Raw genomic sequence first — 19,240 nt, forward strand, 5'->3', positions numbered from 1 at the left:
ATTACCTTACTACGGTCAAGCCTAAGGATGCACGCGACCAAGGTCCTATCTCAGCGACCAAGCTATTGGAGGTCGAGGAGGTGGCGGATTCCCGCTTCCGTGTCAGGGATGTCGAGGTCCTCGGCTTTCTTGTCCGCGGTTGCCAGTAGTCGTCGGATGCGTCCGGCGACGGCGTCCTTGGTCAACGCCGGGTCCGCCATCTTGCCGAGTTCCTCGAGCGACGCCGCCTTGTTGGCGAGGCGCAACTCCCCTGCCTCGCGCAGGTGTTCCGGAACCTCGTCGCCAAGGATCTCGAACGCGCGCTCCACACGCAGGCCAGCCGCGACGGCGGCCTGAGCGGACCTACGCAGGTTGGCGTCATCGAAGTTTGCGAGGCGGTTCGCGGTGCCGCGAACCTCGCGTCGCGTGCGCTTCTGCTCCCAGTCGAGTACCGAGTCGTGCGCGCCGAGCCGGGCCAGCAGCGCGGAGATTGCGTCGCCGTCACGGATCACCACGCGGTCAACGCCGCGTACCTCACGGGACTTGGCGGAGATTCCGAGGCGGCGGGCCGCGCCGACGAGTGCGAGGGCGGCCTCCGGGCCGGGGGACGTGACCTCGAGTGCGGACGACCGTCCGGGCTCGGTCAGGGATCCATGTGCGAGGAACGCGCCGCGCCACGCGGCAACGGTGTCCTCAATCGAGCCCGCGACGACGTGCGGCGGGAGACCTCTAACTGGTCGACCGCGGTGATCCAGCAGCCCGGTCTGGCGAGCGAGAGACTCGCCCTCTTTGACCACCCGCACCACGTAGCGGTTGCCCTTCTTGAGGGCGCCACCCTGGACGACGATAATCTCGCTTCCGAGTCCGTAGACCTCGTGGATGAAGCCGCGCAGGCGCCTGGCACCCATGGCGGTGTCGAGCTCCGCCTCGATGACGATGCGGCCGGAGACGATGTGCAGTCCGCCTGCAAACCTCAGCGTAGAAGCAATCTCGGCTTTTCGAGCCGAGACCTTCTCCGTGGGTACCCGCGCGAGTTCGTCCTTCACCTGTGCCGTCAGAGCCATGCGCTTATCCTGCCACTCAAAGTGAACCGCGGGTACCGCTTTACGACAACTCTGCGAGTAAGTTCTCGTAAACCTCGCGCAACGCCGCGGGGTCGTGGCGCGCGGTGTGCTCCTCCAGGGCGAGGTCCGCGGTCACGAGTTTCACTCCCCAGTCGACGAGTTCCGCGCTCAGTGCTTGGTCATCGCGGTAGCCCGCGTCAGCGATCACTACCGCGGGACGAAAGTGGGGAACGAGGTCGCGCATCGCACGCACGTCATCCACGCGATCCGTCCCAGCGGTCTCGATGTCCTCGTGAGCGAGGTTGAGCGTCACCACGGTGCGCCGCGCGGCACCGTGCAACGCTGCGGCGACATCGGGGACCAGGAAGTGGGTGAGCACCGAGGTGTACCAGCTACCCGGACCCAGCACCACCATGTCAGCCTCGGTGATCGCCTCGACCGTGGCATGGGGTACCGACGGCTGCTCGGGCTCGATGCGAAAGCTTCTGATGCGTCCAGGCGTCGTGGCCACCTCGGCCTGACCGCGGACCTCGACCACGCCATCGGCCGACTCGACTGTCGCGACAATCTCGAGCGGGACGTCAGCCTGCGGCAATACGCGACCGCGTGCGCGCAGGAGCCGGGCCACCCAGTCGAGGCCGTCCACCGCTGAGCCGGTGTGTTCCCACAGCGACGCGATGAGCAGGTTGCCGAGCGCGTGGCCGTCGAGCGGCCCCTCCGAGTCGAAGCGGGACTGCAAGACGTCCCTCCACGTGCGGCCCCACTCCGTGTCCTCGCACAGCGCGCTCAGCGCCATGCGCAGGTCGCCCGGAGGCAGGATGCCCAGTTCCGAGCGCAGCCGCCCCGACGAGCCGCCATCGTCTGCGACGGTGACGATGGCGGTCAGCGAGGGGCTCAGGTCTCGCAGCGCGGTGAGGGTGGCGTAGAGGCCGTGACCCCCACCAAGAGCGACGATGCTCCGGTCAGTTGTCATGTCGAGGGTCGGTCCCGGTGCGTGGTCCGTACGGAATAGCCGAGGTCGCGCAGGGCGTCGCCGAGCGCTACCGACATCGCTACCGAGCGGTGCTTGCCACCCGTGCACCCCACGCCGATGGTCACGTCACTCTTGTCGTTTGCCCGGTATCGGTTGAGGGCAATGTCGATCACCTTCGCGTAGGCGTCCAGGAACTCCTGCGCGCCCTCCCCCGACAGCACGTGATCGCGCACGGCGGGGTCGAGACCGGTCAGTGGCCGCAGCTCGGGATTCCAGTGCGGGTTGAGCAGGAAACGCACGTCAGCGACAAAGTCCGCGTCGGCGGGGATGCCGTTCTTGAAGCCGAACGAAACCACATTCACGTGGATCCGGGGGGTCTCCACCGCCACCTCCACCGCGATCCGGTCGCGGAGTTGATGGACGTTGAGGGACGAGGTGTCGATGACGATGTGCGAGCGCTCGCGCACGGTATCTAGCTGCGTCCGCTCACGCGCGATTCCCTCGAGGATGGTGCCGTCCTCCTGCAACGGGTGGCGGCGACGCGCCTCCTCGAACCGCGAGACGAGCGTGTGGTCCGAGGCGTCGAGGAAGATCAACGTCACCGGCACTTCCCGAGCCTCGAGGTCGTCCATCACCGCCTCGAGGTCCTGGAAGAACTCGCCGCCGCGCACGTCGACAACTGCGGCGAGCTTGCGCCCGGTGTCTCGCCCCACCATCGTCACGAGGTGCGCGAGCATCTGCGGCGGGAGGTTATCCACGACGTACCAGCCAAGATCGGCCAGGACGGCGGCTGCACGCGTGCGGCCGGCGCCCGACATTCCGGTGAGGATCATCACCTCGGGATTCGAGTGCGGCGCCTCCACAAAAGGCTTGAGGATGCCAGACGGATAGGTCTCTGGTGCGGGCTCATTCGTCATGGCACCAGCATGCCACCCTATGCGCGCAAAGCGGAATAGACCTGCGCGGCCGTCCCGGATCCGATGCCCGGGACGAGTGCGATTTGCTCGGGTGAGGCCTCCTTGAGCTTGGCCAACGACCCGAAGTGCCGGATGAGGGCCTTGGAGCGCGTCGGCCCCACCCCCGGAATCGCATCCACCGCGGAGGTCTGCATCGCCTTGCCACGCTTGCGGCGGTGGTTCTTGATCGCGAAGCGGTGCGCCTCGTCGCGCACCCGTTGGAGCAGGTAGAGCGCCTCTGAGCCGCGCGGAAGGATCACCGGGAACGGCTCGCCGTGGATCCAGACCTCCTCGAGACGCTTGGCGAGGCCCACCAGCATGACGTCGACGATGCCGAGTTCCTTGAGAACCTCCGCCGCGGAGTTCACCTGCGGCAGGCCGCCGTCGACCACCACCAGTTGCGGGGGGTACGCGAACCTGGCCGTCTCCCGCTCCTCGGGCGACAACTTCGACTCCTCGAGGTAGCGAGTGAACCGGCGCCTCAGCACCTCTTTCATCGCCGCGGTGTCGTCCATCGCATCGGCGATCGAGAACTGGCGGTACTGCGCCTTGCGCGGAAGCGCATCCTCGAACACCACCATCGATCCCACCTGATTGGTGCCCTGCGTGTGCGAGATGTCGTAGCACTCAATTCGCAGCGGGGCGTCGGCCATGCCGATGGCGCTCTGCAGGTCCTGCAGCGCGGCGGACCTCGTGGTCAGGTCCGACGCCCGTCGCAGCCGATGCTGGTCGAGCACCTGCTGGGCGTTCTGGTGGCCGGTGGTCGCGAGTTCGGCCTTCTTGCCGCGGGCGGCCACCCGGATCGACACGCGAGCTCCGCGCACCCCTGCCAGCCACTCGGTGACGCTGTCCGCCATCTCTGGCATGTGGGGCACGAGCACCTCGGTCGGAATGTCCTCCGGTGCGGCGGCTCCGTACGCCTCCTGGATGAGCTGCGCCACCATCGCGGGGCCGTCGAGGGGCTCGGGCTTGTCGACCACCCATCCCCGCTCCCCCGCGATCCGTCCGTCGCGGACGTGGAAGACGTGCGCGGCGGCCTCCATGTCGTCGTCCACCAGGCTGAAAATGTCCGCGTTGGTCCCCTCGGCCAACACCACGGCGTTGCGTTCGAGCACGGCATTCAGCGCGCGGAGACGGTCCCTGGCCCTCGCCGCCGACTCGTAGTCCTGGCGCCCAGCGGCTGATTCCATCGAGGCCGTCAGGTCACGCATCATCGACTTGGCATCTCCGCCTAGCACCGCGCACACCCGCTCTGCTAGCGCCCGGTGGTCCTCCTCGCTGATGCGGCCCACGCAGGGCGCCGAGCACTTATCGATGTACCCGAGCAGGCAGGGTCGCCCCTGCCGCTCCGCCTTGCGAAACACTCCCGCGGCGCAGGTCCTGACCGGCAGCGCGGTCAGCAGCGTGTCCACGGTCTCGCGTATGGCCCACGCCTTCGCGTACGGGCCGAAGTACCTAACGCCGGGCTTGCGGTCGCCCCTCATCACCAGAATGCGGGGGAACTTCTCGTTGAGCGTCACGGCGAGGTACGGGTACGACTTGTCGTCCTTGAAGACCACGTTGAAACGCGGGTCGTACTGCTTGATCCACGTGTGCTCGAGGATCAGCGCCTCGACCTCGGAGCGCACCACGGTCCATTCGACCGATGCGGCGGTGGTCACCATCAGCCGGGTGCGGGGGTGCAGCGCGAACAGGTCCTGGAAGTAGTTGCCGAGCCGCGCGCGCAGGTTCTTGGCCTTTCCCACGTACACCACGCGCCCGTGCGGGTCGCGGAAGCGGTACACGCCGGGGTCGGTGGGGATACTGCCCGGTGCGGGGCGGTAATCGGCCGGATTGGTCACGCGCTCAGCCTACTTCCAGACGCGCGGGCGAGACGCAGCCGGTTGGCGACCGCGACCCACCGTAGGTCGCCGTCGCCAGCCGTGCGCTACAACGCTCACTTGTTGACGACGACGCCCAGCGACTCTGCGAGGTACTTGCCCGTGTGGCTCGCCGCCACGGCGGCGACCTCCTCGGGAGTGCCCTCAGCGACCACCAGTCCACCGCCGGATCCGCCCTCGGGACCCAGGTCGATGACCCAGTCCGCAGACTTGATCACGTCAAGGTTGTGCTCGATCACGATGACGGTATTGCCCTTCTCCACCAGCCCTTGCAGGACGCCCAGCAGCTTGCGCACGTCCTCGAAGTGAAGCCCGGTGGTGGGCTCGTCGAGCACGTAGATGGTGCGGCCCGTCGACCTGCGCTGCAGCTCGGACGAGAGCTTGACGCGCTGCGCCTCGCCTCCCGACAAGGTCGGAGCGGGCTGGCCGAGCCGCACGTATCCGAGCCCCACCTCGACCAGCGTCTTCAGGTGCCTGGAGATGGCAGGGATGGCCTCGAAGAAGTTCGCGGCCTCCTCGATCGGCATGTCGAGCACGTCGGCGACGTTCTTGCCCTTGAAGTGCACCTCGAGCGTCTCGCGGTTGTACCGCGCGCCCTTGCAGACCTCGCACGGGACGTAGACGTCGGGCAAGAAGTTCATCTCGATCTTGAGCGTGCCGTCGCCCGAGCACGACTCGCAGCGCCCGCCCTTCACGTTGAAGGAGAAGCGGCCGGGCCCGTACCCGCGGACCTTGGCCTCCTGCGTGTCAGCGAAGAGCTTACGAACCTTGTCCCAGACGCCCGTGTAGGTTGCGGGGTTGGAGCGCGGGGTCCGGCCGATGGGGCCCTGATCCACGTGCACGATCTTGTCGAGCTGATCCGCACCCAGGATGCGGGTGTGTCGTCCCGCGACCTGGCGCGCGCCGTTGAGAGTGTTGGCGAGCGAGGTGTAGAGAATCGCGTTGACCAGCGTGGACTTGCCGGAACCGGAGACGCCGGTCACGGCCGTGAATACTCCGAGCGGGAACGACACCTCAATGTCCTGCAGGTTGTTCTCGTGCGCGCCCACCACCGTCACCTGTCGGTCGGTATCTATCTCGCGACGCGTCTCGGGCGTGGGAATCGACTTGCGTCCGGAGATATAGGCGCCCGTGATGGAGGCCTCGTTGGTGAGGAGGTCCTCGTAGGTGCCCGCGTGGACCACTTCCCCGCCGTGCTCGCCGGCGCCGGGGCCGATGTCCACGATCCAGTCCGCGACCCGGATGGTGTCCTCGTCGTGCTCGACGACGATGAGCGTGTTGCCAAGGTCCCGCAGGCGGGTCAGCGTGTCGATCAGCCGCCGGTTGTCGCGCTGGTGCAGCCCGATGCTCGGCTCGTCGAGCACGTACAGCACCCCGACCAGTCCCGACCCAATCTGCGTCGCGAGCCTGATGCGCTGCGCCTCGCCTCCCGACAGCGTCCCCGCAGCGCGGGCCATCGTGAGGTAGTCGAGTCCCACATCGAGCAGGAAGCCCAACCGGGCGTCGATCTCCTTGAGCACCTGCACGGCGATCTGACGGCCGCGCTCGTCCAGCTCCGCCTGGAGCAGGAACTTGCGCGCGTCGGCGATGGACAGGTTGCAGACGTCCGAGATCGACAGCCCGCCGATGGTCACCGCCAGCACCTCGGGCTTGAGCCGCGAACCCGCGCACGTCGGGCAGGGAACCTCGCGCATGTAGTTCTCGTACTTCTCGCGCGAGAAGTCGGACTCGGTCTGCGAGTGCAGGCGCTCGATCCAGGTGATCGCGCCCTCGAAGCCGGTGGTGTACTGGCGCTCACGCCCGTAACGGTTCTTGAATTTGACGTGAACCTCGTAGTCCTTGCCCACGAGCACCGACTGCTGGACTTCCTTGGAGAGCGTCTCCCAGGGGGCGTCCATGTCGAAGTCGAGGTCCTCCGCCAGCGCGTTCAGCATGCGGGAGAAGTACTCTGACGCCATGCTCGACCACGGCGCGACTGCGCCCTGATTCAGGCTCAGTCCGGGGTCCGGCACCACCAGGTCCGCGTCCACCTCAAGCTTGATGCCGATTCCGCTGCACTCGGGGCACGCGCCGTACGGGGCGTTGAACGAGAAGGTACGCGGCTCCATCTCCTCGAGCGTCAGCACGTGGTCGTTGGGGCAGGCGCGCTTCTCGCTGTAGCGACGCGGCTCAATCTCGCTATCGACCGGGTCGATGACCACCAGGCCATCGGCAATCCTGAGCGCGGTCTCTACCGAGTCGGTCAGGCGCTGCCGGACGCCGTCGCGCGCGACGAGTCGGTCCACGACCACCTCGATGTCGTGCTTGAGCTTCTTCTCGAGCTCCGGGGGCTCGGTGAGCTGGATGGTCTCGCCATCCACGCGGGCGCGCGCAAACCCCTGCTGCTGCAGGTCATCGAAAAGCTCGGAGTATTCACCCTTGCGGCCACGAATGACCGGCGCGAGCACCTGATAGCGGGTGCCCTCGGGGAGCGTCAGCACCGAGTCCACAATCTGCTGCGGCGTCTGGGCCTGGATGCGCTCGTGGCAAATGGGGCAATGCTGGGTGCCGACGCGCGCGTACAGGAGGCGCAGGTAGTCGTAGATCTCGGTGATGGTTCCGACGGTCGAGCGCGGGTTGCGGTTGGTCGACTTCTGGTCGATCGAGACCGCCGGGGACAGCCCCTCGATGAAGTCCACGTCCGGCTTGTCCATCTGGCCCAGAAACTGCCGCGCGTACGCGGAGAGGGACTCAACGTAGCGACGCTGCCCCTCTGCAAAGATCGTGTCGAAGGCGAGTGACGACTTGCCCGAACCGCTCAGTCCGCTGAAGACAATCAGCGCGTCGCGGGGAAGGTCGAGGTCGACACCTTTGAGGTTGTGTTCGCGCGCACCGCGCACCAGGATTTGGTCATTCACACGCCAATGGTACGTGCCATTCGCATCGAACAAGTGTTCGAACGCGCCGAGGGCTCACGATCCGTTCGATTTGTGGGCCGGTGCCGCCACGCCCCACAATGTCAGCATGACGAACTTCATGGTCGAATACACCTATACCGACGACTCAGCCAAGCGCGACGAACTCCGCCCCGTGCACCGCGCCTATCTCGAGTCGCTGGTCTCCACCGGCCAGATGCTCGCGTACGGCCGCTTTGGCCAGGACGGTCCGGCGGGCGCGTTGCTCCTGGTCGCGGCCGAGTCGTCCGACGAGGTCGAGGCCCTGCTGGCCGCGGACCCCTACGTCCTCGAGGGCCAGGTCGGCTCGCACCGCATCCGCGAGTGGATCGGGACCTGGGGCGCTATCCCCCGCTAGAGAGTCTGTTCCGCCGCGGCGGAACCAGTGCCCGGCTGGCTACTTGGTCTCGCCATCGTCCGACGCGTCCTTGGAGCCTGCCGACCCCTCTGGGGCGCCGACCGTTGCACCAACGCGCTGCTTGCGCGTGGCTACCAGGCTCGCGACCGTCGCTATGGTCAGCGTCCCGAGTATCACCATGAGCGAGGTGGCGGTGGAGATAGCGGGCGCCCACGCGAACGGTTCGCCGTCATTGATCCACGAGACGGAGTTGACGTGGAGCGCCTCGAGCACGAGCTTGACGCCGATGAAGGCCAGGATCGCGGCCAGCCCGTAGTGCAGGTACACCAGTCGCTGGAGTAGCCCGTCGACCAGGAAGAAGAGTTGGCGTAGCCCCAGCAGCGCGAACGCATTCGCGGTGAAGACGATGTACGGATCCTTCGTCAGACCGAAGATTGCCGGAATCGAGTCGAGGGCGAACAGCACGTCCGTGGTTCCGAGCGCGATCACGACGATCAGCATGGGTGTCACCATGCGCTTGCCGAGTTCGCGCACCGTCATCCTGCCGCCGCGGTACCCGTCCGTGACCGGCACGAGCTTGCGGATGCCGCGGATGAGCGCGCTCTCCTTGTACTCGGGATGCGCCGTCTCCTCGGAGTCCTCCTTCAGCAGGCCGAAGGCGGTATAGACCAGGAACGCGCCGAAGATATAGAACGTCCACGAGAAGTGCTCGATGGCGGCGGCGCCGGCCCAGATGAACAGGCCGCGCAGCACGAGCGCTATCGCGATCCCGATCAGTAAAACCTTGGGGCGGTATTTTGGTGGAACTGCGAACCGCGTCATGATCACGAGGAACACGAAGAGGTTGTCTACGGACAGCGACTTCTCGGTGATGTACCCCGCGAAATACTCTCCCGTGTTGAAGGTGTCCGACCAGAAGTGGAGCGTGGCACCAAACACGATCGCGATCCCGATGTAGAACATCGACCAGAAGACGGATTCGCGGAACGACGGCACGTGAGGGCGTCGAATGACGATCGCAAAATCGAACACGAACAGCGCGACGATGAAGGCAATCGTCGCGATCCACAATGAGGTCTCATGCACCCGGCAATCCTACGTGCGCGGACGCGCGACCCAAGCCAATCCCGCGTTCGCTGGTTGTCCGCGTAGAGCCGACGCCAACCGCCCCGCTACCCCGCTACCCCGCTACCCCGCTACCCCGCTACCCCGCTACCCCGCTACCCCGCTACCCCGCATTGAGCATGTGCCTCAGTTCCTTCTTGAGTTCGCCGATCTCGTCGCGCAGTCGCGCAGCGATCTCGAACTGCAGGTTGGCGGCCGACTCGTGCATCTGCGCCGACAGGTCCTCGATCAGGGTGGTGAGCTCCGCCGCAGGGCGCTGGGCGTTCGACACCTCGGCGGCGTTTGCCTTCTTACCGCCCGACTTCGCCTTCGCCGCCAGGTCGAGCGCCTTGGCGGTGTCCGCGTCCTCGCGGGCCAGCATCTCAGTAATGTCGCCGATCCGCTTGCGCAGTGGCGTGGGGTCGATGCCATTGTCCAGGTTGTACTGAACCTGACGCTCGCGTCGCCGCGTGGTCTCGTCGATCGCCTTCGCCATGGAGTCGGTGATGCGATCCGCATACATGTGGACTTCTCCAGAGACGTTACGCGCCGCGCGGCCGATGGTCTGGATCAGCGACGTGCCAGAACGGAGGAAGCCCTCCTTGTCCGCATCGAGGATGCTCACCAGCGAGACCTCGGGCAGGTCGAGCCCCTCCCGGAGCAGGTTAATACCCACGAGCACGTCGAAGCGCCCCATCCGGAGCTCGCGCAGCAGCTCGACTCGCCGCAAAGTGTCGACGTCCGAGTGCAGGTACTCCACGCGAATCCCGCGGTCCCCGAGGAACTCGGTGAGGTCCTCGGACATCTTCTTGGTCAGAGTCGTCACCAGCACGCGCTCGTCGCGCTCCACGCGCAGCCGGATCTGCTCCAAGAGGTCGTCGATCTGGCCCTCCGTCGGCTTCACTACGATCTGCGGGTCCACGAGGCCGGTGGGGCGAATGATCTGTTCGACCACGCCATCGCCGCGCTCGAGTTCGTACTTTCCGGGAGTGGCAGACAGGTACACCGTCTGGCCAACGCGCTCCTGGAATTCGGGCCATTTGAGGGGTCGGTTGTCCATCGCGGACGGCAACCGGAAGCCGTGCTCGACCAGGGTGCGCTTGCGCGACGCGTCGCCCTCGAACATCGCCCCAATCTGCGGGACCGTCACGTGCGACTCGTCGAGGACCAGCAGGAAGTCGTCCGGGAAGTAATCCAGCAGCGTGTGCGGCGGCGTCCCCGGCGCGCGCTGCTCCATGTGGCTCGAGTAGTTCTCGATGCCGCTGCACGTGCCCACCGAGCGCATCATCTCGAGGTCGAACGTGGTGCGCATCTTCAGGCGCTGGGCCTCGAGCAGCTTGTTCTGGCGCTCCATCTCCTCGAGCCGCTCTCCGAGCTCCTGCTCGATCGTCGAGATGGCCTTGTTCATGCGTTCCTGGCTCGCGACGTAGTGCGACGCGGGGAAGATATGGACCTGGTCGCGCCTCTCCACCACCTCCCCGGTCAGGGGATGCAGCGTGTACAGCGCCTCCACCTCGTCACCGAACATCTCGATGCGAATCGCGAGCTCCTCGTAGACCGGGATGATCTCCACCGTGTCCCCGCGCACCCTGAAGGTGCCGCGGGTGAAGGCCAGGTCGTTTCGCGCGTATTGGTTTTGCACAAACGTGCGCACCAGATGATCACGGGAGATCGTGTCGCCGATGCGCAGCGTGACCATCCCCTGGATGTACTCCTCGGGCGTGCCGAGTCCGTAGATGCACGACACCGAGGACACCACCACCACGTCGCGGCGCGTGAGAAGCGAGTTGGTGGCCGAGTAGCGAAGCCGCTCCACCTCCTCGTTGATCGAGGAGTCCTTCTCGATGAACGTGTCCGTCTGCGGGACGTACGCCTCTGGCTGGTAATAGTCGTAGTAGCTGACGAAGTACTCGACCGCGTTGTTAGGGAAGAGGTCCCGAAACTCGTTGGTGAGCTGCGCCGCGAGAGTCTTATTGTGCGCCATCACCAGCGTGGGACGTTGGAGCTTCTCGATCAACCACGCGGTAGTGGCCGACTTTCCCGTACCCGTGGCGCCGAGCAGGACCACGTCCTTCTCCCCCGCCTGGATGCGGCTGGTGAGTTCAGCGATCGCCTTGGGCTGGTCACCCGATGGCTTGTACTCGGAGATCACCTCGAAGGGAGCCTGTGAGCGGCGCAAGTCAGTATTCGTCATGCGACAACGCTACGCCCCGCCTGTGACACGTGGTGCCACACCCCTCGCTAGTGCGGAACGTGCGTCTCCCAGAATTCATCCACCTGGGCGCGCAGGTTCTCGCGGGTGCCGCTGCCGTCGAGGACCTGGTCGGCCACGGCCGCTCGCTCGGCGTCGCTCGCCTGGGAGTCGATGCGGGCCTGCGCGGGATCGTGTCGCATCCCGCGGTTCTCCATCAGCCTCTTGAGCCGCAGCTCCTCGGGCGCGGCGACCGTCACTACCAGTCCAAAGGCGGACCCCTGCCCGGTCTCCACCAGCAGCGGGATGTCGTGCACCACGACCGTGTGACCCTCGGCCCGTAGCTGGCGATCCTTCGCGGACGCCATCGCCTCGATATAGGGGTGGACGATGCCGTTGAGTCGCTTACGCGCCCTGGCATCACCGAACACTAGCCCGGCGAGGGCCTCGCGATCGAGAATGCCGCCCACGACGACCCTGTCGCCGAACGCGCGGATGATCTCGATCAGTGCAGCCGATCCGGGTTCGACCACTCTCCTCGAAAGCTGGTCATGGTCGACGATGCACGCGCCAAGTTCGCCTAGTCGCTCAGCGACTACCGATTTTCCTGCGGCGATTCCGCCGGTAAGCCCTATGCGAAGCATTGGGAAAGTGTGGCACCTCGAATCGTCACGCCGCAACATAATGCGGCCCACGCCACATCGGTGCGCATATGGTTCACCCACGTCGGCGAGAATCGCACCGCGGGCTCCGCCGGTCGCAACGGGCGATGACCGCCGGCGCGACTTAACTCCAGACGCACGAACGGCCCCCGCCGCAATGGCGAGGGCCGTTCGTATTACAACTGTGGACTAGTTGCCCGTGAGCTTCTCGCGCAGTGCTGCGAGGCGCTCGTCGGATGCCAGCGTGCCGGCGTCCGAAGGCTCCTCTTCCTGCGAGGAGTAAGACGTGGGACCGTCGTTCTTGGGTCCACGCTTCTTGGCGGCGGCGGCGACGGGCGGTGCCGACTCCGCTTCGATTGCTGCGGCGTCCTGCTTGGCAACGAATGCCTTGTGCAGTTCCCAGCGCTCGTGAGCCTTGGCGTAGTCCGCCTCCCAGGCCTCGCGCGCTTCGTCGAAGCCCTCGCGCCATTCCTGAGTCTCGGAATCGAAGCCCTCGGGGTACTTGTAGTTGCCCGCTGCGTCGTACTCGGCGGTCATTCCGTACAGTGCGGGATCGAAGTCCTCACCGTTCGGGTCGACACCCTCGTTGGCCTGCTTGATGGACAGCGAGATGCGGCGACGCTCGAGGTCGATGTCGATGATCTTGACGAAGACGTCCTCGTCAGCCGACACAACCTGCTCGGGCAGCTCCACGTGGCGCGTGGCCAGCTCGGAGATGTGCACCAGGCCCTCGATGCCCTCGAACACGCGCACGAATGCGCCGAAGGGAACCAGCTTGGTGACCTTGCCGGGAACGATCTGGCCGATCGCGTGGGTGCGTGCGTACACGGCCCACGGGTCTTCCTGCGTTGCCTTGAGCGAGAGCGAGACACGCTCGCGGTCCATGTCGATGTCGAGAACCTCGACGTCGACTTCCTGGCCCACGGAGACAACCTCGTTCGGGTGGTCAATGTGCTTCCAGGAGAGCTCGGAGACGTGCACGAGGCCGTCCACGCCGCCCAGGTCCACGAATGCACCGAAGTTGACGATCGAGGAGACGACACCCTTGCGCTGCTGGCCGGGAGCCAGTGCGGTGAGGAACGTCGAGCGGACCTCGGACTGCGTCTGCTCGAGGAAGGCACGACGCGACAGGACCACGTTGTTGCGGTTCTTGTCGAGCTCGATGATCTTGGCCTCGATCTGCTGACCGATGTAGGGCGCGAGGTCGCGCACTCGGCGCATCTCGACGAGCGAGGCGGGAAGGAAGCCGCGCAGGCCGATGTCCACGATGAGGCCACCCTTGACGACCTCGATCACGGAACCGGTCACGATGCCGTCCTCTTCCTTGACCTTCTCGATGCTGCCCCAAGCACGCTCGTACTGCGCGCGCTTCTTGGACAGGATGAGACGGCCTTCCTTGTCCTCCTTGGTGAGGACGAGCGCCTCGATGGTGTCGCCGAGGTTCACGACCTCGTCGGGGTTGGCGTCGTGACGGATCGACAGCTCGCGGGACGGGATAACGCCCTCGGTCTTGTAGCCGATGTCGAGGAGGACCTCGTCACGATCGACCTTGACGATGATGCCCTCTACGAGGTCACCGTCGTCGAAGTTCTTGATCGTTGCGTCAATCGCGGCGAGGAAATCTTCACTCGAGCCGATGTCGTTGACGGTAATAACGGTTTCTTCGGGGGTGGATACGGACATGTAGTAGTTAACTCCGATATAGGTGGATGGATCGTAAGGAATGGACGTGGTTCAACGCGAGACGCGCGGGACCAACCTCAATGCTACCGCTAGGCGCACAAACGACACAACGCACACGCCCAACCGTGACCCGAGTGTTACCCGGGGTTCACGGCGGACGGATACCTACGAGGTGATGTGAACGATATTTACAGTCCTAGCGAGGTGTCGAGGAGGTCATCCGAGACGTACTTGGTCTTGCCCGCCATGACCTTGAACGGGCGCATCTGCACGTGTTCGCCGCGCAGCGCCGTGTACACGCCGGTGTTTCCCTCGACGGCAGCGTCGATTGCCGCGACGCCGAAGCGCGTGGCAAGCAGCCGGTCGGTCGGCGTGGGGACTCCCCCGCGCTGCGTGTAACCCAGGACGGTGAGTCGCGTCGCGAACCCGGTCCGCTCCTCGATCTCGCGCGTGATCTGGTTGCCGATCTGGCCCGCAATGGGGTTTCCGCGCCCGTCAAGAGTCTCCGTGGGCTGCCACGACGTGCCCTCGGCGGGAATCGCGCCCTCGGCCACAGCGATGATCGAGAAGTTGCGGTGACGGTGACGGTGACGGATCTTCTTGACAATGTCGTCGATGTCGAACGGACGTTCCGGCGCCAGGATGATGTCCGCGCCACCCGCGATGCCCGCGGCGACCGCGATCCAGCCGCAGTGGCGGCCCATGAGCTCGACCACCATGACGCGGTTATGCGACTCTGCGGTCGAGTGCAGGCGGTCGATGGCTTCCGTGGCGATCGACACGGCAGTGTCGAAACCGATCGAGCTGTCGGTGCCTGCTACGTCGTTGTCGATGGTCTTGGGGATGCCGATCACTGGCACGCCGGCCTTGTGGACCTTGGATGCGGCGCGCAGGGTGCCGTCGCCGCCGATGCAGATGAGAGCGTCGAGGTTCTCATTCTGCGCGGTCTCTAGAACGGCCTCAATACCGCCCTCTACCTGGTGCGGGTGGCAGCGGGCCGTTCCGAGCATGGTGCCGCCTGCGACGAGGATGCCGCTGACGTCCTCGCGGCTCATGGGCATGGCGTCGCCGTCCATTACCCCCTGCCAGCCATTGTGGAAGCCGACGATCGATACGCCGTGTTCGGCGGTACCTCGCTTCACTACTGCACGGATGGCTGCATTCAGCCCTGGGCAATCACCGCCACCGGTGAGGAGTCCAATACGCATGCGTTCAGACTAGCGTCCGAGGAAACACTGAATCCCCACTAAAGTCCCGGTTGTCACCAAAAGTTAAGACTTAGTGCCCGGCTGTGCGCCAGTTTTCGCCCTTGCCCACATTCACGTCGAGCGGCACGGTGAGGTCGGCCGCGCCGTGCATCTCCTCGCGCAGGATCAGCTCTACCGCATCGGCCTCGCCGACGGCGGCCTCGATCACCAGTTCGTCATGAACCTGCAGCAGCATGCGCGACTCGAGACCCTCCGCACGCAGCCGGGACTCGACGCCCAGCATGGCCCGCTTGATGAGGTCGGCCGCGCTGCCCTGGATGGGTGCGTTCAGCGCCACCCGCTCCGCGATGTCGCGACGCTGGCGGTTGCTCGAGGTCAGGTCTGGCACGTAGCGGCGACGGCCGAAGATGGTCTCCGTGTACCCGTCCACCCGGGCCTGATCGACCACGGACTTGAGGTAATCGCGGACGGCCCCGAACCTAGAGAAGTAGTCATCCATCAGCGCTTGCGCCTCGCCGACGGAGTTTCCGAGTTGGCGGGACAGCCCGAAGGCCGACAGCCCGTAAGCGAGTCCGTAGGACATCGCCTTGACGTGTGACCTCATCTCCGGGGTGACGTCCTCGGGCTTAACCCCGTAGACGCGGGATCCGACGAACCGGTGCAGGTCCTCCCCCGCGCGGAACGCGTCGATCAGGGCGCCGTCGCCGGACAGGTGCGCCATGATGCGCATCTCGATCTGGCTGTAGTCCGCGGTCACCAGCGTCTCGCAGCCCTCTCCCATCACGAACGCCTCGCGAATGCGGTGCCCCTCGGGAGTTCGGATGGGAATGTTCTGCAGGTTGGGGTCCTTGGAGCTCAACCGCCCCGTTGACGCGACGGTTTGGCTGAACGTGGTGTGGATCCGGCCGTCCGTGCGCACCGATGCCGCCAGCCCGTCAATAATCTGGCCGAGCTTGGTCGAGTCCCGATGCGCGAGCAGGGCCTCGAGGAAAGGGTGCGGGTTCTTCTCATTGAGGTCCGCTAGGGACGCGGCATCGGTCGTGTACCCCGTCTTGATCTTCTTGGTCTTGGGCATACCCAACTGCTCGAACAACACTTCCTGGAGCTGCTTGGGCGACCCCAGATTCACTTCCCGCCCGCCGATGGCCTGGTACGCCGCATCGGCCGCCTGCCCCGCGCGCTGGCGCGACTGGTCCGAGAGAGACTGCAGGTGTTCGCGGTCGATCTGGATGCCGGCATGCTCCATCTCGGCCAGCACCGCGATCAGCGGCACCTCCAAGTCGCGATAGAGGTCCCCCATCCCGCGCTCCTCGACCTGGCTCTCCAAATCGAGCGCCAGCGCCCCTACTATTGCCGCGCGCTCCGCGGCAGAGTGGGCAGCGGAGCTCTCGAGACCAAGGTCGAGTTCATCGCTCGCCACCCCCGCGCCGATGCTCTGGCCCAGGAATCGCTGCGAGACGTCGTCCAGCGTGAAGCCGCGCTGGTCCGCGTTCACGAGGAACGCCGCGATCTGCGTGTCACCTACTACTCCACGCAGGTCGTAGCCGCGGGCGGCGAGCGCATGCCAGGCGTCCTTAGCCCCGTGCAGCACCTTGGGAATCTGGGCGTCGGCGAGCCAAGCCTTGAGCGCCGCATCCTCCTTGGCATCCAGTGCCGTCAGGTCAATCGCCCAGGCCGCGCCGGGAACGTGAGAGACGCCGATCGCCCAGGCGTCCGCGTCGGCGCCGATCTTTCCGTCCACATATATATAGGCACGTGCGGACGATGCGGTCGCGCCGGCTACCGCCATCTCCGCCACGACCTCGACGTCGGGAGTCGCCTCAGGAGCCGCGACGGCGCCCTGCTCGCCCTCTGCCACGAGCGGCATGAGCTTGTCCCTCAGCGTCTTGAACTGCAGCGCGTCGCAGACCTCGTTAATGGCGGCGGCGTCCGCGCCGAGGTACTTGAGGTCCTCGACCCCGAGCGGCAGGTCCAGGTCGGTCACCAGGTGATTGAGTTCGCGATTGAGGCGGACGTCGTCCAGGTGCGCGCGCAGGCTCTCGCCGGCCTTGCCCGGCACCTCCTCCGCGCGATCCAGAATCTCCGGCAGCGAGCCGTACGTGTTGATCCACTTCGCTGCAGTCTTGGGGCCCACACCCGGCACTCCGGGCAGGTTGTCGCTGGTCTCACCGACGAGTGCGGCCAGCTCGGGGTACTGGTGCGGCAAGATTCCGTACTTCTCCTGCACCGCGGGCGGGGTGAAGCGGACCAGGTCCGACACACCCTTGCGGGGGTACAGCAGGGTGACGTTCTCGTTCACCAGCTGAATAGTGTCGCGGTCCCCGGACACCACCAGTACCCTCAGCCCCGCATCGGCGCCCTGCTTCGCGTACGTGGCGAGGACGTCGTCGGCCTCAAAGTTCTCCTTGTCCACTACTTCGATGCGGAGCGCAGCCAGCATCTCGCGCAGCAGCGGGACCTGAGGCGAGAACTCCGGCGGGGTCTCGTCGCGCGTGCCCTTGTAGGACGGCAGTCGCTCGGTGCGGAAAGTCCCGCCCGGGAGATCGAAGGCAACCGCCACGTGAGTGGGTTTGTTGTCGCGCATCAGTGTCGCGAGCATCGTGGTGAAGCCGTACACCGCGTTGGTGGGGACCCCCGTCGACGTCGCGAATTTGTCGACAGGCAGGCCAAAGAAGGCGCGGAACGCCATCGAGAAGCCGTCGATCAGGAGCAGGGTGCCATTGTTAGTTTCACTCACAAGTGACAACCTATCTGCATGACAGACACGACGCTTGCAGCGCTGCAGAACATGTCCAAAGACAATCTGATCACTCGCATGGGGATCGAGATTCTCTCCATCAATCCGGACGGCGCGGTCGGGACGATGCCGGTCGAGGGCAACACGCAGCCCTACGGGCTACTTCACGGCGGCGCTTCCGCGGTGCTCGCCGAGACGCTCGGCTCCTTGGCCGCGATGTCGCACGCCGGGGAGGGCAAGATCGCCGTCGGAGTCGACCTCAATATTACGCACCACCGCTCCGCGAAAGACGGAATTGTTACCGGAACCGCAATAGTTTTGCATCGCGGAAGAACCACTGCCACCTACGCCATAAACATCGTCGACCAGGACAATCACAATCTCGCAACAGCGCGTCTAACTTGCGTGGTGAAAACATTGCCGTAACAAGAGTGGGCTATGTTTAAAACAACCCAGACGAGGAGGACTAGGTGAGCGAAGCCGCGACCATGAGGCTCAATGCCCGCAAATTTCCACTGCGCATAGCTCTACTTTCGACAATGGCGGTAGCCATCGTTACTGTCATTTCGGCAGTACCAGCGAAAGCAGCGGAACTGACTACTGAGGTGGTCGATCCGATCGTAGGATCGGAAACTAATCTCTTTCTGCAAAACCTTCTGAACGGTGTGACTTTCGGCCTTCTCCTGGCCCTCGCATCCGTTGGACTTTCCCTGATCTACGGAACCACTGGGCTGAGCAACTTCGCCCACGGTGAGCAGGTCACCTTCGGTGCTGCCGCCGCCTTTGCCGCAGTCTCGGCAGGGGCTCCACTGATCCTCGCCGCCGTCATCGCGGTAGCCGCCGGTGGTGCATCGGGCTGGCTCCAGGACACGATCTTGTGGTCCCGGTTGCGCAAGCGCAACGTGAAGCCAATGCAACAGATGATCGTCTCGATTGGTCTGGCGCTCATCGCCGTCAACCTCTTGCAGATCTGGATGGGTGCACAGCGTGTGCGCCTGTCGACGTCCATCGAGGAGCGGGTTCAGTTCGGGCCCGTTGCGATTGGCCCGCAGACGATGATTTCGATGGGTATTTGTGTTGTTGCCCTCGGAGCTGTGGGCTTCTTCCTGCAGCGCACTCGCCTGGGACGCGCCACCCGCGCGGTCTCCGACAACCCCGCCCTCGCATCGGCGACCGGCATCTCGGTCAACCGCGTGATCCGCATCGTGTGGATCATGTCCGGTTCGCTCGCGGCGCTCGGTGGTGTGTTGCTCGCGCTGTACGAGAACACCTCGGACTTCAGCGCTGGTGCCCGCATCCTGCTGCTTATGTTCGCTGCGGTGACGCTCGGTGGCCTCGGTCACCCGTTCGGCGCCCTCGTTGGTTCGCTCGTGGTGGGAATCGTGGCAGAAGTTTCGACAGTTGTCCTGCCGACGCCTGACCTGAAGTACGCGGTTGTGATGGGCATCCTCATTCTGACGTTGCTGGTACGACCACAAGGATTGCTCGGCAAGAAGGAAAGGGTGGGCTGAC

At 65.3% G+C, this 19,240-nt stretch carries 14 protein-coding genes; 3 read left to right on the top strand and 11 right to left on the bottom strand.

Going from position 1 to position 19,240, the window contains the following annotated elements:
* Positions 1-62 precede the first annotated feature (62 nt).
* The 5 genes from whiA to uvrA all read right to left on the bottom strand — a co-directional run bounded on the left by whiA (position 63) and on the right by uvrA (position 7,749).
* Positions 63-1,043 (bottom strand): DNA-binding protein WhiA, encoded by a 981-nt coding sequence (gene whiA / locus ACQU6B_RS07005; protein WP_430866829.1) that lies wholly within the window; start codon positions 1,041-1,043, stop codon positions 63-65.
* Between the two features lie 40 nt (positions 1,044-1,083).
* Entirely contained in the window at positions 1,084-2,016 is a 933-nt protein-coding gene (locus ACQU6B_RS07010; protein ID WP_430866830.1) for a gluconeogenesis factor YvcK family protein, read from the bottom strand.
* Entirely contained in the window at positions 2,013-2,933 is a 921-nt protein-coding gene (gene rapZ / locus ACQU6B_RS07015) for an RNase adapter RapZ (RefSeq protein ID WP_430866831.1), read from the bottom strand. The genes ACQU6B_RS07010 and rapZ overlap by 4 nt, the downstream gene beginning before the upstream one ends.
* Positions 2,934-2,950: 17 nt before the next feature.
* Positions 2,951-4,813, bottom strand: coding sequence for an excinuclease ABC subunit UvrC (gene uvrC, locus ACQU6B_RS07020; protein ID WP_430866832.1), 1,863 nt, complete (start codon positions 4,811-4,813; stop codon positions 2,951-2,953).
* Positions 4,814-4,908: 95 nt separating this feature from the next.
* Positions 4,909-7,749 (bottom strand): excinuclease ABC subunit UvrA, encoded by a 2,841-nt coding sequence (gene uvrA / locus ACQU6B_RS07025; RefSeq protein ID WP_430866833.1) that lies wholly within the window; start codon positions 7,747-7,749, stop codon positions 4,909-4,911.
* A gap of 106 nt (positions 7,750-7,855) precedes the next feature.
* Here uvrA and ACQU6B_RS07030 point away from each other — a divergent pair, with 106 nt between their 5' ends.
* Entirely contained in the window at positions 7,856-8,143 is a 288-nt protein-coding gene (locus tag ACQU6B_RS07030; protein WP_430866834.1) for a YciI family protein, read from the top strand.
* A 39-nt stretch (positions 8,144-8,182) separates the two neighbouring features.
* On the opposite strand, the gene ACQU6B_RS07035 is transcribed toward ACQU6B_RS07030, so the two are convergent.
* From ACQU6B_RS07035 to polA, 6 genes are all read right to left on the bottom strand, one after another.
* Positions 8,183-9,229 carry a TerC family protein gene (locus tag ACQU6B_RS07035; RefSeq protein ID WP_430866835.1) on the bottom strand — a complete coding sequence of 349 codons (1,047 nt, stop codon included), beginning with the start codon at positions 9,227-9,229 and terminating at the stop codon, positions 8,183-8,185.
* A 142-nt stretch (positions 9,230-9,371) separates the two neighbouring features.
* The gene (gene uvrB / locus ACQU6B_RS07040) at positions 9,372-11,441 is read right to left on the bottom strand and encodes an excinuclease ABC subunit UvrB (RefSeq protein ID WP_430866836.1); all 2,070 of its coding nucleotides are present in this window, start codon (positions 11,439-11,441) and stop codon (positions 9,372-9,374) included.
* A 47-nt stretch (positions 11,442-11,488) separates the two neighbouring features.
* Positions 11,489-12,082, bottom strand: coding sequence for a dephospho-CoA kinase (gene coaE / locus ACQU6B_RS07045; protein WP_430866837.1), 594 nt, complete (start codon positions 12,080-12,082; stop codon positions 11,489-11,491).
* A 207-nt stretch (positions 12,083-12,289) separates the two neighbouring features.
* Complete coding sequence (rpsA, locus tag ACQU6B_RS07050; protein WP_430866838.1) at positions 12,290-13,783, bottom strand: 30S ribosomal protein S1; 1,494 nt, start codon at positions 13,781-13,783, stop codon at positions 12,290-12,292.
* A gap of 188 nt (positions 13,784-13,971) precedes the next feature.
* On the bottom strand, positions 13,972-14,991 hold the full coding sequence (locus tag ACQU6B_RS07055; protein ID WP_430866839.1) for a 6-phosphofructokinase: 1,020 nt from the start codon (positions 14,989-14,991) through the stop codon (positions 13,972-13,974).
* Positions 14,992-15,061: 70 nt separating this feature from the next.
* Positions 15,062-17,728 carry a DNA polymerase I gene (gene polA / locus ACQU6B_RS07060; RefSeq protein WP_430866840.1) on the bottom strand — a complete coding sequence of 889 codons (2,667 nt, stop codon included), beginning with the start codon at positions 17,726-17,728 and terminating at the stop codon, positions 15,062-15,064.
* 18 nt (positions 17,729-17,746) lie between these two features.
* Between polA and ACQU6B_RS07065 the strand changes: the two genes are divergently transcribed.
* A complete protein-coding gene (locus tag ACQU6B_RS07065; RefSeq protein ID WP_430866841.1) occupies positions 17,747-18,154 on the top strand; it encodes a PaaI family thioesterase in 408 nt (135 codons plus the stop codon).
* A gap of 239 nt (positions 18,155-18,393) precedes the next feature.
* Positions 18,394-19,239 (top strand): branched-chain amino acid ABC transporter permease, encoded by an 846-nt coding sequence (locus tag ACQU6B_RS07070; RefSeq protein ID WP_430866842.1) that lies wholly within the window; start codon positions 18,394-18,396, stop codon positions 19,237-19,239.
* The last annotated feature ends 1 nt before the right edge of the window (position 19,240 follow it).

Source organism: Demequina aurantiaca (assembly GCF_050598105.1).
In the GTDB taxonomy this organism is placed as follows: domain Bacteria; phylum Actinomycetota; class Actinomycetes; order Actinomycetales; family Demequinaceae; genus Demequina; species Demequina aurantiaca_A.